The following is a 13,090-nucleotide window of genomic DNA, read 5'->3' on the forward strand; positions in this document are numbered from 1 at the left end:
CTCCTAAACGTTTGGGTCACGCTTTAACTGCGCCAAAACACTGAACGGGTTGGACCGCGATACCTCGTCCTTGCTCGGTTCGGGCTCATTTACGCCCGCCGGCTGCTGGCATTCTTCCGGATGATGAGCAGGCACGATAGGCAGGGCGAGCAGCAGCTCTTCCTCGACCAGCGCCTGCAGATCCAAAGGATCTTCGCCCAGTTCCAGCACGTCATAACCTTTCGGCAACGACTGGGTATTCGCACCCTCCTTCACCACGGCGTAGGTACACTCGCTGTGGATCGGCAGGGTGACCTGCTCAAGACAACGCTGGCAAATCATCTTGACCTCGACGTCGAGTTCGCTGTGGCATACCACAACGTTCTGTTCGTCTCGCTCAAAATCGAATTTGACCTGCACCGTACCGACAGAATCGGAAAGCGGGTCGCAGAGTCTTTCCAAATCGGCGAGCGGAAGCGAACCCTGGAGGGTTACGCCGCGATCAGCCAATTTGCGCGGGTCAACGTGAGGTGGAATCGGGTCATTCAACATAGGCGCAGCATTCTAGGGATGCCCCCTCCCCCTGTCAAAGGAAATTCCGCGGCATCTCGCATGTTAGAATCCGCGCACCTGTCCAGGAGTCTTCCATGCTTCCTTTGTTATTGGCTTCCAGCTCTTCTTACCGACGCGAATTGCTGCAGCGCCTGCGCCTGCCCTTTACCTGCGCCAGCCCCGACATAGACGAGCAGCGCCTTGCCGGCGAAGGCGCAGGCGACCTGGTACGCCGACTTTCCCGACAAAAGGCGCACGCCTTGGCAGGCGCATATCCCCGCCATTTGATCATCGGTTCGGATCAGGTAGCGGTACTTGGCGAGCAGATCCTTGGCAAACCCCATACCTTCGAGCGCGCCTGCGAGCAATTGCTGGCCGCCAGCGGGCAGCAGGTCACCTTCCTGACCGGCGTGGCGTTGCTCAACAGCGAAACCGGAACGTGCCAGGTCGACTGCATCCCCTTCACGGTGAACATGCGCGAACTGGATGTGGCGTGCATCGAGCGTTATGTCGAAGCCGAACGGCCTTTCGACTGCGCAGGCAGCTTCAAGGCCGAAGGTCTCGGCGTCAGTCTGTTCCAGAGCACACACGGCCCCGATGCGACCAGCCTGATCGGGCTGCCCCTGATCCGACTGGTGGACATGCTGGCCCAGGAAGGCGTGTGCATCCCCTGATAGACAAAAAAGCCGACCATCAGATCAAAGCCAGCCACTCGAGCAAAGACATTCGATCATATGCCAAAGCATATTTGGCAGCTCTTGAACCTTCCGATGCCGAAGCCCTATCGCGGGGCAAGCCCCCTCGCCACCTGTATGCGGTGTAGCCAAGACTACGTGTCCAGTGGCGAGCGGGCTTGCCAGCAGCATCACTGAAGGCTCGCAAGCCGAACGATCAGCCCTGGCATCGAAATCTGATGCCTGACTGACATCAACCACCAGACTGGCTTTTCAAGACATCAGCGCAAGGCAGGGCCCTGGAAGCCCATCCACATCGCCAGGCGCTCGGCCACGCTGGCACCCAGGCGCTTGGAGAAGCGATCGAACGGCGATTCCTGAACCGTGAAGTCCACCAGGTTCTTCTCGCCCACGACCTCACGCGCCACGTAGCCGGCACTGCCCAGACCATCCACCAGACCCAAGTCCAGGGCTTGCTCACCCGACCAGACCAGGCCACTGAACAACTCAGGATGCTCCTTGTCCTTCAGGCGCTCGCCTCGCCCCTGCTTGACACTGGCAATGAACTGGCGATGGGTGGTTTCCAGCACACCCTGCCAGAAGGCCGTCTCGTCCGGCTTTTGCGGCTGGAAGGGATCGAGGAATGCCTTATGCTCACCTGCTGTATAGGTACGCCGCTCGACACCCAACTTCTCCATGGCGCCCACGAAACCATAACCCGCCGCGGTCACACCAATCGAGCCGACAAGGCTGGACTTGTCAGCGTAGATCTGGTCCGCCGCGCTGGCGATGTAATAGGCTCCGGAAGCCCCCAGGTCGGTGATCACCGCGTAGAGCTTGATCGCCGGATATTCGGCACGCAGGCGCCGGATCTCGTCATAGACGTAGCCGGACTGCACCGGACTGCCACCCGGACTGTTGATACGCATCAACACCGCCCTGGTACCGGAATCCTTGAATGCTTCCCGCAGGCTGCTGATCAGGTTGTCGGCACTGGCCGGCTCCTGGTCGGCAATCATTCCGCGCACCTCGATCAATGCAGTGTGACTACCGCTGCGCGAAGCGGCCTTGTCCACATCCATGAACGGCAGGAACAGCGCCAGAATGCCGAACAGGTAGACGAAGGTGAGCAGCTTGAAGAAGATCCCCCACCGCCGCGCCCGCCGCTGCTCCTGAACGCCGGCCAACAGGGTCTTCTCCAGCAGCTTCCAGCCCTTGCGCTCTTCCCGGTCATCGGGCTCCTGGGATTCTTGGGACTCTGGCGCTTTCCACTCGTCAGCCATGCTTACCTACCCCGGGTTATGAGTGCGCGAACCAGCCAGCCAGTCGCGCAACTGCGAAAAATGATCGATGCATACTTGCGGACCGAACTCGCTCAAGGCCTCCAGCGACATCGCGCCATAACCCACAGCGACCGAGTGCATGCCCGCATTGCGCGCCATCAACAGATCGAACGAGGAATCTCCGACCATCAGCGCACGCTGCGGTTCGACAGCGCAGTGCGCGAGAATCTCCTCGAGCATCCGCGGGTGCGGCTTGCCACGTGTCTCATCGGCGCCGCGAGTGACATCGAAGTAGTTTTCCCAACCGTTGGCTTTCAGTACCCGATCCAGGCCGCGCCGCGCCTTGCCGGTTGCCACGGCCAGGCGGTAGCCCTCGGCGCGAAACGCTTCCAGCGACTCGCTGACACCGTCGAACAGCGGCGAAGGCTGCTCGTCCAGAGCCATGTAGACATCGGCGTAGTGCCTGCGCAGGGTCTGGACCTGCGCGGCATCCAGGTGCGGATAGAGAGTCAGGATGGCTTCGTCGAGCGCCAGGCCGATGATACCCTTGATCGCTTCCTCGGCGCGGAGCGCTTCGCCCGCGCGCTCGGCCGCCAGGTTCATGGCCAGGACGATACGGCCGATGGAGTCGGCCAAGGTGCCGTCCCAATCGAAGATCAGCAGCTCGTAATCACGTCGCACTCAGACGCTCCACGGTCTTGGCCCACATCTCGTCGACCGGCGCCTCGAGTTTCAGCTCGCCACCGTCAGGCAAGGGTACGGTCAGTGCGTAGGCATGCAGGAACAGCCGCTTGCCGCCCAACTCGCGGATCTCGCGACTGAAGTCCTCGTCGCCGTACTTGTTGTCACCGGCAATGCAGTGCCCGGCATGCAGGGTGTGCACACGGATCTGATGGGTACGCCCGGTGATGGGGCGCGCCTCGACCAGGGTGGCGAACTCGCCGAAGCGGCGCAGCACACGGAAGACGGTCAAGGCGTCCTTGCCCTCTTCGTTCACTTCGACCATGCGCTCACCCGAGCGCAGGTTGCTCTTCTGCAAGGGCGCATTGACCTGCTTCTTCGAGGTCGCCCAATGGCCACGCACCAACGCCATGTAGCGCTTGTCGACACCGTCGCCGCGCAACGCGGCGTGCAGATGGCGCAGCATGCTGCGTTTCTTGGCAATCATCAGCAAGCCGGACGTGTCGCGATCCAGGCGATGCACGAGCTCGAGCTCCTTGGCATCCGGACGCATCTGACGCATCGCTTCGATCACGCCGAAGCTCAGGCCGCTGCCGCCATGCACGGCGATACCCGTCGGCTTGTTCAGCACGATCAGGGCCTTGTCTTCATAGACGATGGCGGCTTCCAGGCGCTGCAACAGGCCCTGCGCCACCGGCGCGGGCTCGTCGCGCTCGGGCAGGCGCACGGGCGGCACGCGTACCACGTCGCCGGCCTGCAGTTTGTACTCGGGCTTGATACGCCCTTTGTTCACTCGCACTTCACCCTTGCGCAGGATTCGGTACACCAGGGTCTTGGGTACCCCCTTGAGCGCGGTGATGAGGAAGTTGTCTATGCGTTGGCCGGCAAGCTCCGGCGCGACCTCGATCAGCTGAACGCCGGGGGTCGGGGGGGTTTTGGTCGTCATGGCGCCGATCATAACAATTTTTTATGGATTTGAAGCACTTAATGATTACTGCTATAGTCGCGAACGCCGCCCACCAGCGGCAGGCCAGCGGTACACGGCTTGGAGTCGGCCCCTGACCAACGCAATTCTAGAGGACGCGAGGCCGTCCGACGGGGTTTTCGCCAGTTTAACGAATTGCCTGGAATCGCCACCAGCGTCGGCTAGAGAAGATCGAAAAAAAACGACAAGTGCGGTGTTTCACCTCCTTCCTGTTCTTTTTCCTTGCACTCTGCCTGCACCGTCGCTTCCACGCAGCGCCTGGCGAATGCTTCGGAAATACCTGCCTTGGACATGAATGCGCCAGCTCTAGAACCGGGGCTGGTAAAAAATGCAACCCGTTGCGGATTCAGCGCGCGGCAGCACCCGAATTTTCAGGGATACGTGCAGGGTGGAGATGCACAACCCTCGGACCGTGTAGCACTGCGTCCGGCCACCGACCCACTGTTTGGCTCGGCGAGCGGACCCGGTCCTGATCAAGATGCCCCCGGGCGTCCACGACCGAAGGCTGATTCCTCCTCCTGCCTGAGTGCACTAGGCACCGCAGCAAACAGGACGCGTCGTCGCGACATCGACAGCGCCGGGCAACCGGCAAGGATCGAGCATCGCTGGACACGGGGGTGGCTCGCCACCCTTTGCGCACCCTGGCACAGACCCTGAGAAGTCGTGTGTGCCGAACGCCGTTTCCGGCAGCCCGGAAACCGACGGTACAACATGAAAAGAATGCTGATCAACGCAACTCAACCCGAAGAGTTGCGTGTAGCTCTGGTAGATGGCCAACGCCTCTATGACCTGGACATCGAGTCCGGCGCCCGCGAGCAGAAGAAAGCCAACATCTACAAGGGTCGCATCACCCGGATCGAACCCAGCCTCGAAGCCGCCTTCGTCGACTTCGGCTCCGAACGTCACGGCTTCCTGCCGCTGAAGGAAATCTCCCGCGAATACTTCAAGAAGGCCCCCGAAGGCCGAGTCAACATCAAGGAAGTATTGAGCGAAGGCCAGGAAGTCATCGTCCAGGTCGAGAAGGAAGAGCGCGGCAACAAGGGCGCGGCCCTTACCACCTTCATCAGCCTGGCCGGTCGCTACCTGGTGCTGATGCCCAACAACCCACGCGCCGGCGGCATCTCTCGTCGCATCGAGGGCGAAGAACGCAACGAGCTGCGCGAAGCTCTCAATGGCCTGACCGTCCCGAGCGACATGGGCCTGATCGTGCGCACCGCCGGCCTGGGTCGCAGCAGCGAGGAAATGCAATGGGACCTCGACTACCTGCTGCAGCTCTGGACCGCGATCAAGGAAGCGTCCCTGGACCGCTCCGCGCCTTTCCTGATCTATCAGGAAAGCAACGTCATCATCCGCGCCATCCGCGACTACCTGCGCCAGGATATCGGCGAAGTGCTGATCGACAGCATGGACGCCCAGGAAGAGGCCCTCACCTTCATCCGCCAGGTGATGCCCCAGTACGCCAGCAAGGTCAAGCTCTACGAAGACAGCGTCCCGCTGTTCAACCGTTTCCAGATCGAAAGCCAGATCGAGACCGCCTTCCAACGCGTCGTCGACCTGCCATCGGGCGGCTCGATCGTCATCGACCCGACCGAAGCCCTGGTTTCCATCGACATCAACTCGGCGCGCGCCACCAAGGGTAGCGACATCGAGGAAACCGCGCTGCAGACCAACCTGGAAGCGGCCGAGGAAATCGCCCGCCAGCTGCGCCTGCGCGATATCGGCGGCCTGATCGTCATCGACTTCATCGACATGACTCCGGCCAAGAACCAGCGCGCCGTCGAAGAACGCGTGCGCGAATGCCTCGAAGCCGATCGCGCCCGTGTCCAGGTCGGTCGCATCTCGCGTTTCGGCCTGCTGGAGATGTCTCGCCAGCGCCTGCGTCCGTCGCTCGGCGAAAGCAGCGGTATCGTCTGCCCTCGTTGCAGCGGCACCGGTATCATCCGTGACGTCGAGTCGCTGTCGCTGGCCATCCTGCGCCTGATCGAGGAAGAAGCCCTCAAGGATCGCACCGCCGAGGTCCGCGCCCAGGTACCGATCCCGGTGGCAGCCTTCCTGCTGAACGAAAAACGCAATTCGATCACCAAGATCGAACTGCGCACCCGTGCACGCATCGTCATCCTGCCGAACGACCATCTGGAAACCCCGCACTTCGAAGTCCAGCGCCTGCGCGACGACAGCCCTGAAGCGCAAACCGGCCAGTCCAGCTACGAAATCGCCACTACCGAAACCGAAGAAGCGCCGCAACCGATCGCTACCCGCACCCTGGTACGCCAGGAAGCGGCCGTGAAGACCGCTCCCGCCCGTACCAGTGCGCCAGTTCCGGCTCAGACCGCACCACCGGAGCAGCCCGCCGCGCCCGTCGCTCCAGCACCGGCCCCAAGCATACCGGAGCCGAGCCTGTTCAAAGGCCTGGTCAAGTCGCTGGTCAGCCTGTTCGCCGGCAAGGAAGAGCCTGCCGCCGCCCCGGTGGTAGCACCGGAAAAGCCTGCTGCCGAACGCCCGCAGCGTAATGACGAGCGCCGCAATGGTCGTCAGCAGAGCCGTAACCGTAACGGTCGCCGCGATGAAGAACGCAAGCCGCGTGAAGAACGCGCCGAGCGAGCGCCGCGCGAAGAACGTGCGCCACGTGAAGAACGTGCGCCACGTGAAGAGCGCGCTCCCCGCGAAGAGCGTCAACCACGCCAGGCACGCGAGGATCGCCGCGGTAACCGCGAGGACCGCCCTGTCCGCGAACTGCGCGAACCGCTGGACGCGACACCGGTCGCTCGCGAGGAGCGTCAGCCGCGTGAAGAGCGTGTAACCCGTGAAGAGCGTCAACCGCGCGAAGAGCGTGCATTGCGTGAAGAGCGTACCCCTCGTGAAGAGCGTGTACCGCGTGAAGAGCGCGCCCCTCGTGAAGAACGTGCGGAAGCCGAACAGCGCGCCCCTCGCGCGGAGCGTAACGAAGAGCGTACCGAGGGCGAGCAACGCGCCCCACGCGCCGAACGTAACGCAGAGCGGACCGAAGGCGAGCAACGCGCTCCTCGTGCTGAACGTACCGAAGAGCGGACCGAAGGCGAGCAACGCGCCCCTCGCGCTGAACGTACCGAAGAGCGGACCGAAGGCGAGCAACGTGCTCCTCGTGCTGAACGTACCGAAGAGCGTGCCGAAGGCGAGCAACGTGCTCCTCGTGCTGAACGTACCGAAGAGCGTGCCGAAGGCGAGCAACGCGCTCCTCGCGCTGAACGTACCGAAGAGCATGCCGAAGACGAGCAACGCATCTCTCGCGAAGAGCGCCAGCCACGCCCACCGCGTGAAGAGCGCCAGTCACGTCCCGCCGAGCCGATTGGCGAAGCTGTCGAGGAAGAGCTGACAAACGAGGAATCGCAGGACGAGCAGCAGGAAGGTGGCGATGGCGAACGTCCTCGTCGTCGCTCCCGTGGCCAGCGTCGCCGCAGCAATCGTCGCGAGCGCCAACGCAATGTCAACGGTGAGCTGGAAGAAGGTAGCGAAGAGGGGGCCGAGGAACAGCACAAGGCTACCGAGCTGGGCGCCGACTTGGCCGCCGGTCTGGCAGTAACTGCCGCCGTCGCCTCCAGCAACATCAGCGCCAATGCCGAAGCCCAGGCCCATCAGCAGGCCGAACGCGCTTCCGCCCTTGTGGAGGAAACCGCGACAGCCGAAGTCGATAGCGAACAGGCTCCGGTCGAGTCGGCTGAACAAGTAGCACCGCAAGCCGTGACCCAAGCACCTGAAGTCGCGATCGCGCCGGTTGTCGAACAGCCGGTCACCGAGCCGGTCGCCGCTGTCGAGCCGACTGCCGACCCTGTGGTCGAAGTCGTGCCACCGGTAGCCGTCGAAGTGCCTGCCGTCGACGCGCCAGTGGTCGAGACACCAGCGGTCGAAGCCCCTGCGACCACCGCGACCGTGATCGAGGTGCAACCTGTGCACGCCGTTGCCGAACAGGCAGAAGCCGCTCCGACCACCGAAGCGCCAGCCGAGGCCAAGCCTGACGTGACCGAGCCAGCCCCGGTTGCCGTCGAGCCTGCCCCGGAGCCGAAAGCAGAACCCGCGACGGTCATGCTCTCCAACGGTCGAGCGCCGAACGACCCGCGCGAAGTGCGTCGTCGCAAGCGCGAGGCCGAAGCTGCCGCTGCCGCTGCCGCCCAGCAGCAATCGACCGTGGAAAGCGCTCCGTCTATCGACGAGTCAGTGCCAGTGATCGAGGAACCTGCAGCAGTGCAACGCGAGCCGAAAGCCTTGGAAACAACCGAGGAGCACAAGCCTCACGGTTGATCTCCCTGGCTGAATGAAAAAGCCCCGCCAGCTTTCGCTGGCGGGGCTTTTTCATGCCTGTCTGTCGAGACGTCCGCGACAGCGCAACGCACGTACGCGCCTAGCAACCCTCAATACAGGTTCGGCTCCATTTCCAGCTCCACGCCGAAGCGCTCGTGGATATCGGCCTGTATCTTTTGCGCCAGCGCCCGCAGCTGCGCCCCACTGGCCTGGCCGTAATTGACCAGTACCAGCGCTTGCAAGCGATGCACGCCCGCGTCCCCTTCCCTGTAGCCCTTCCAACCCGCTTGTTCGATCAACCATCCAGCCGCCAGCTTGGCCTGTCCGTCGGCCTGGGGATAGGCCACGACACCCGGATGGCTCGCGCGAATCCGCTCGGCGACAGCGACAGGTACGACAGGATTCTTGAAGAAGCTTCCCGCGTTGCCCAGCTCGGCAGGATCAGGGAGTTTTTCACGGCGAATGCTACAGATAGCTTCGCTGATTGCTTGCGCGGTCGGCTGCTCGATACCTTGCTCGGCCAGACGCTGCCGTACAGGTCCGTAGTCAAGCTGGGGGCGCAGTGCGCGCCCAAGGGCGAAACATACCCGCAAAATCAACCAACGACCCACCTGACGCTTGAACAGGCTGTCACGATAACCGAATGCGCAAGCTTCCGTGCCGAACTCACGCAGCTCGCCCGTCTGCCGATCCAAGGCGGTCAGGCCCGCGAATACATCCTTGATCTCGACCCCATAGGCGCCGACATTCTGCATCGGCGCGGCACCCACGGTGCCTGGAATGAGACTGAGGTTTTCCAATCCGGCAAACCCCTGCGCCAGGCTCCATTGCACGAAGGGGTGCCACGGCTCACCAGCTTCGGCCTCCACCACAATGCGCTCGCCGTCATCCTGCACTACACGTCGTCCACGGCTGGCCATATGCAGGACCAGCCCTTGCACATCGCCCGTAAGCAGCACATTGCTGCCACCACCCAGTACCAGCACCGGCAGCTGTCGCGCGGCCGCCTCGGCGAGGGCGTCGCGGACCTCATCGTCGTTGTGTGCCTGGGTGAAATACTGTGCTTTCACATCGATGCCGAAGCTGTTGTATGGCTTGAGCGAAACCTGCTGCTGCCAATGCTCGGTCATAGACGCCCCTTGATTTCGACGATCAGCGCCTGACAGGCGATTTCGATCAGATCCAGCACTTGCTCGAAGCCGGCCTCGCCACCGTAGTAAGGATCCGGCACTTCATCGAGTTCTGCACCGTAGCGTCTCAGGAACAGGTCCAGCTCGCCCGCCCCGCCGTGCGGACGCATGACACGCAAGTGAGCGAGATTGCTTTCGTCCATGGCCAGGACCAGGTCGTACTCGGCGAAATGCGCCGTGCTGACCTGCTGCGCGCGTTGGCGCGACAAGTCATAGCCACGCGCCATTGCCGCACGGCAGGTACGACTGTCCGGCGCCTTGCCCACATGCCAGTCGCCGGTTCCGGCAGAGGCGACATGGACCCGCGATGTCAGGCCAGCGGTTTGCAATTGATGACGCAGCACCCCTTCGGCGGTTGGCGAGCGGCAGATATTACCCAGGCAGACGAACAGAATACGCATCAGGCCTCCAGCAAGCGCCGGGCGCGCTCCAGGTCTTCGGCCGTGTCGACGCCCACGGGCGGTGCCTCGATAGCGTCGGCCACGTGAATGCGCACGCCATGCCAGAGTGCCCGCAGCTGTTCCAGCGACTCGGTCTGCTCCAGCCAGCATGGGCCCCAGGCAACGAAGTCCCGCAGGAAGCCGACCCGGTAGGCATACATGCCGATATGGCGACGATAAGGCACACCGTCCGGCAGTTGCTCGCGCGTCCTGGCGAAGGTATCCCGTGCCCATGGCAGCGGCGCGCGGCTGAAGCTCAGGGCCAGGCCGTTCTTGTCGCTGACAACCTTGACCGCGTTGGGATTGAACACCACCTCGGGCTCGCTGATCGGCTCGGCCAGGGTCGCGATACCCGCTTCCGGGTGAGCCGCCAGGTTGGCCGCCACCTGGTCGATGATCACAGGAGGTATCAGCGGCTCGTCGCCCTGGACATTGACCACGATGGCATCGCTGGACAGGCCCAACTGCGCGGCCACTTCGGCCAGACGATCGGTGCCGGACTCATGGTCGGCCCGTGTCAACAGCACCTCGGCGCCGAATGCCCGACAGGCTTCGAGGATGCTGACGTCGTCGGTGGCGACCACCACGCGGCCGGCGCCGCTCTTGCACGCCTGTTCCCAGACATGCTGAACCATTGGCTTGCCGGCAATCGGCAGCAAGGGTTTGCCCGGCAGGCGCGTGGAGCGCAGGCGGGCAGGAATCACAACGGTGAAATCCAGACTCATTTGTCCAGGCGCTCGTCATCGGTCAAGGTACGGGCTTCGCTTTCCAGCATCACCGGGATGCCATCGCGGATCGGATAGGCCAGCCCGGCGCCCTTGCTGATCAGCTCGGTCTTGTCGGCGCTGAGCTTGAGCGGGCCCTTGGTGATCGGGCAGGCCAGGATATCGAGCAGTTTGGTGTCCATGGAATGTTCCTAGAGGCCAATGGCCGGAAAGTGGGTAAGGTCAGGGTCGAGATCGGCCCGGCAGAAGGCGCTCGAGCTGGGCGTCGAACCAGTCACGGAAAGCAGCGGACGGCCGCGCATCGACTGCCAGGTACCACCAGTCGTCGCCAGCGAAGGTGCGACACTTCACCGCGTCCTTCTCGGTCATGACCAGCGGCAAGGCCGGGCTGAAGGCCAGACGCTCGGCGCTGAACTGCGCATGGTCGGCAAAAGGGTGCGGCACCGGCTGCCAGTCTAGCCCTTGCAGCGTGTCGAAGAAACGCTGGGGATTACCGATCCCGGCCACCGCATGCACGGCCTGGCCCGGAGGGAAATGATCGAGTCCACGGCGTTCGCCGCTGCGCAGGTTGACCAGCGCGGCGGGATCCAGGCGGAAGGCGTAGCCATCCTCAGGGTCGGCACCGGCACCGTTGTAAAGCAGCGCATCGACCTGCTCCAGGCGTTCGACCGGCTCGCGCAGCGGCCCTGCCGGCAGACAGCGGGCATTGCCGAGGCCGCGGGCTGCGTCGATCAGTACCAGCTCCAGGTCACGATCGAGGCGGTAGTGCTGCAGGCCATCGTCGCAAAGGATCAGGTCCAGTGGTTCGCTGGCCAACAGGGCCTTCACGGCCTGGGAACGATCGGGATCGATAATCAGCGGCACGCCGGTGCGCTGGACGATCAGCAGTGGCTCGTCGCCAGCCTGTTCGGCCGACTGCTCGGCCTGGACACGCCAGGGAAGATGCGGCGGCCTGGCGCCATATCCACGACTGACGACACCGACACGCAGCCCCTGGCGACGACAGTGCTCGACCAGCCAGAGGATCATGGGTGTCTTGCCGGTGCCACCAACGGTAATGTTGCCCACCACGACCACGGGCACCGGCGCGCGATAGCTGGGGCTGTCGCCACTGAGGAAACGCGCGCGCTTGTTCACTACCACACGCCGGTACAAGGCTTCCAACGGTCGCAGCAACGCCAAGCCGCGGTGACCTTCATACCAGGCGGCGAGCAGGCGTTCCCCCAGGGCCATCAGGGCGTCCCCTGGGCCGCCTCGACGGTGGTCATGCGCAACTGGCTGAAGCCGAGCTTGCCGGCGGCATCCATCGCGGTGACCACTGCCTGGTGCGGCGTCTTGCCATCGGCGCTGATCGAAAGCGGTAGCGTGGTGTCACCGCCGGATTCTCGCTGCAACGCCTCGGTGAGGGTCGCCAGGTCGCTCTTGGGCAGCAGGTGGTCATTCACAGAATACACGCCTTCGGCGCTGATGGTGACGTCCAGGCGCTTGCCCTGCTCCGGCTCGGCCGCGGTAGCGCTGGCGGCCTCCGGCAGCTCGACACGCAGTTGCGTTTCGCGGGTGAAGGTGGTGGTGACCACGAAGAACAACAGCAGGATGAACACCACGTCGATCAGCGAGGCCAGGTTGATGTCCACGGTCTCCCGTGGTTTGCGCCGAAATTTCACGCCTTGTCTCCGGCCACTTCGACTTCGCGATCGCCCTGCACGACCTCGACCAGCTTGATCGCCTCCTGCTCCATGCCGACCACCAACTCGTCGATGCGTCGCTGCAGGAAACGATGGAAGAATACCGCCGGGATACCGACCATCAGGCCGGCAGCGGTGGTTATCAGGGCCTTGGATATGCCCCCGGCAAGCACCGCGGCGTTTGCGGTCATCTGCGTACCCATGAAGGCACTGAAGATATCGATCATGCCCAGCACGGTCCCCAGCAGACCGAGCAACGGCGCCATGGCGGCAATGGTGCCAAGCGCATTGATGTAGCGCTCCAGCTCATGGATGACACGGGCCGCCGCCTCTTCGATGCACTCCTTCATGATCTCGCGGCCATGGCGCGAATTGGCCAGGCCCGCGGCGAGGATCTCGCCCAATGGCGAATCCGCGCGCAACTCCTTGAGCTTGTCACTGGTGAGCTGCTTGTCCTTGATCCACATCCACACCTGGCCCAGCAGGTGGGGCGGGGTCACGCGACTGGCACGCAAGGTCCACAAACGCTCTGCGACGATCGCCATGGCGGCGATGGAGCTCAGAATGATCGGCAGCATCATCCAGCCACCGGACTTGACCAACTCCCACACAGTAGACATC

General features: G+C 63.3%; 14 protein-coding genes. 2 read left to right on the forward strand and 12 right to left on the reverse strand.

Annotated features, from left to right (window positions below; genetic code table 11):
• Positions 1–3: 3 nt before the first annotated feature.
• Positions 4–531 (reverse strand): YceD family protein, encoded by a 528-nt coding sequence (locus G7009_RS26000; protein WP_181133140.1) that lies wholly within the window; start codon positions 529–531, stop codon positions 4–6.
• A 95-nt stretch (positions 532–626) separates the two neighbouring features.
• On the opposite strand from G7009_RS26000, the gene G7009_RS26005 reads away from it, so the two are divergent.
• The gene (locus G7009_RS26005) at positions 627–1,205 is read left to right on the forward strand and encodes a Maf family protein (protein ID WP_181133141.1); all 579 of its coding nucleotides are present in this window, start codon (positions 627–629) and stop codon (positions 1,203–1,205) included.
• Between the two features lie 281 nt (positions 1,206–1,486).
• Here the strand turns inward: G7009_RS26005 and G7009_RS26010 are convergent, their stop codons facing one another.
• From G7009_RS26010 to G7009_RS27940, 4 genes are all read right to left on the reverse strand, one after another.
• Complete coding sequence (locus tag G7009_RS26010) at positions 1,487–2,488, reverse strand: S49 family peptidase (RefSeq protein ID WP_181133142.1); 1,002 nt, start codon at positions 2,486–2,488, stop codon at positions 1,487–1,489.
• Between the two features lie 6 nt (positions 2,489–2,494).
• A complete protein-coding gene (locus G7009_RS26015; RefSeq protein ID WP_181133143.1) occupies positions 2,495–3,169 on the reverse strand; it encodes an HAD family hydrolase in 675 nt (224 codons plus the stop codon).
• Positions 3,159–4,115 carry a 23S rRNA pseudouridine(955/2504/2580) synthase RluC gene (gene rluC / locus G7009_RS26020; protein WP_181133144.1) on the reverse strand — a complete coding sequence of 319 codons (957 nt, stop codon included), beginning with the start codon at positions 4,113–4,115 and terminating at the stop codon, positions 3,159–3,161. The genes G7009_RS26015 and rluC overlap by 11 nt, the downstream gene beginning before the upstream one ends.
• A gap of 200 nt (positions 4,116–4,315) precedes the next feature.
• A complete protein-coding gene (locus G7009_RS27940; RefSeq protein WP_258198057.1) occupies positions 4,316–4,447 on the reverse strand; it encodes a hypothetical protein in 132 nt (43 codons plus the stop codon).
• A 418-nt stretch (positions 4,448–4,865) separates the two neighbouring features.
• Between G7009_RS27940 and rne the strand changes: the two genes are divergently transcribed.
• The gene (gene rne / locus G7009_RS26025; RefSeq protein ID WP_181133145.1) at positions 4,866–8,429 is read left to right on the forward strand and encodes a ribonuclease E; all 3,564 of its coding nucleotides are present in this window, start codon (positions 4,866–4,868) and stop codon (positions 8,427–8,429) included.
• A gap of 110 nt (positions 8,430–8,539) precedes the next feature.
• Here rne and murB read toward each other — a convergent pair whose 3' ends face one another.
• Genes murB through G7009_RS26060 form a run of 7 tightly spaced genes read right to left on the reverse strand, consistent with a single transcriptional unit; the run spans position 8,540 to position 13,080 of the window.
• Positions 8,540–9,559 (reverse strand): UDP-N-acetylmuramate dehydrogenase, encoded by a 1,020-nt coding sequence (murB, locus tag G7009_RS26030; protein ID WP_181133146.1) that lies wholly within the window; start codon positions 9,557–9,559, stop codon positions 8,540–8,542.
• Positions 9,556–10,020, reverse strand: coding sequence for a low molecular weight protein-tyrosine-phosphatase (locus tag G7009_RS26035; protein WP_181133147.1), 465 nt, complete (start codon positions 10,018–10,020; stop codon positions 9,556–9,558). Before G7009_RS26035 ends, murB begins: the two co-directional genes overlap by 4 nt.
• Entirely contained in the window at positions 10,020–10,784 is a 765-nt protein-coding gene (kdsB, locus tag G7009_RS26040; RefSeq protein WP_181133148.1) for a 3-deoxy-manno-octulosonate cytidylyltransferase, read from the reverse strand. Before kdsB ends, G7009_RS26035 begins: the two co-directional genes overlap by 1 nt.
• Entirely contained in the window at positions 10,781–10,966 is a 186-nt protein-coding gene (locus tag G7009_RS26045; protein ID WP_003247142.1) for a Trm112 family protein, read from the reverse strand. Before G7009_RS26045 ends, kdsB begins: the two co-directional genes overlap by 4 nt.
• 40 nt (positions 10,967–11,006) lie before the next feature.
• Positions 11,007–12,017, reverse strand: a complete 1,011-nt coding sequence (lpxK, locus tag G7009_RS26050) for a tetraacyldisaccharide 4'-kinase (protein WP_181133149.1) — start codon at positions 12,015–12,017, stop codon at positions 11,007–11,009.
• On the reverse strand, positions 12,017–12,448 hold the full coding sequence (locus tag G7009_RS26055; protein WP_181133150.1) for an ExbD/TolR family protein: 432 nt from the start codon (positions 12,446–12,448) through the stop codon (positions 12,017–12,019). Before G7009_RS26055 ends, lpxK begins: the two co-directional genes overlap by 1 nt.
• A complete protein-coding gene (locus tag G7009_RS26060; RefSeq protein WP_181133151.1) occupies positions 12,445–13,080 on the reverse strand; it encodes a MotA/TolQ/ExbB proton channel family protein in 636 nt (211 codons plus the stop codon). The genes G7009_RS26055 and G7009_RS26060 overlap by 4 nt, the downstream gene beginning before the upstream one ends.
• Between the last annotated feature and the right edge of the window lie 10 nt (positions 13,081–13,090).

It is taken from the genome of Pseudomonas capeferrum, from assembly GCF_013523055.1.
GTDB lineage: Bacteria > Pseudomonadota > Gammaproteobacteria > Pseudomonadales > Pseudomonadaceae > Aquipseudomonas > Aquipseudomonas capeferrum_A.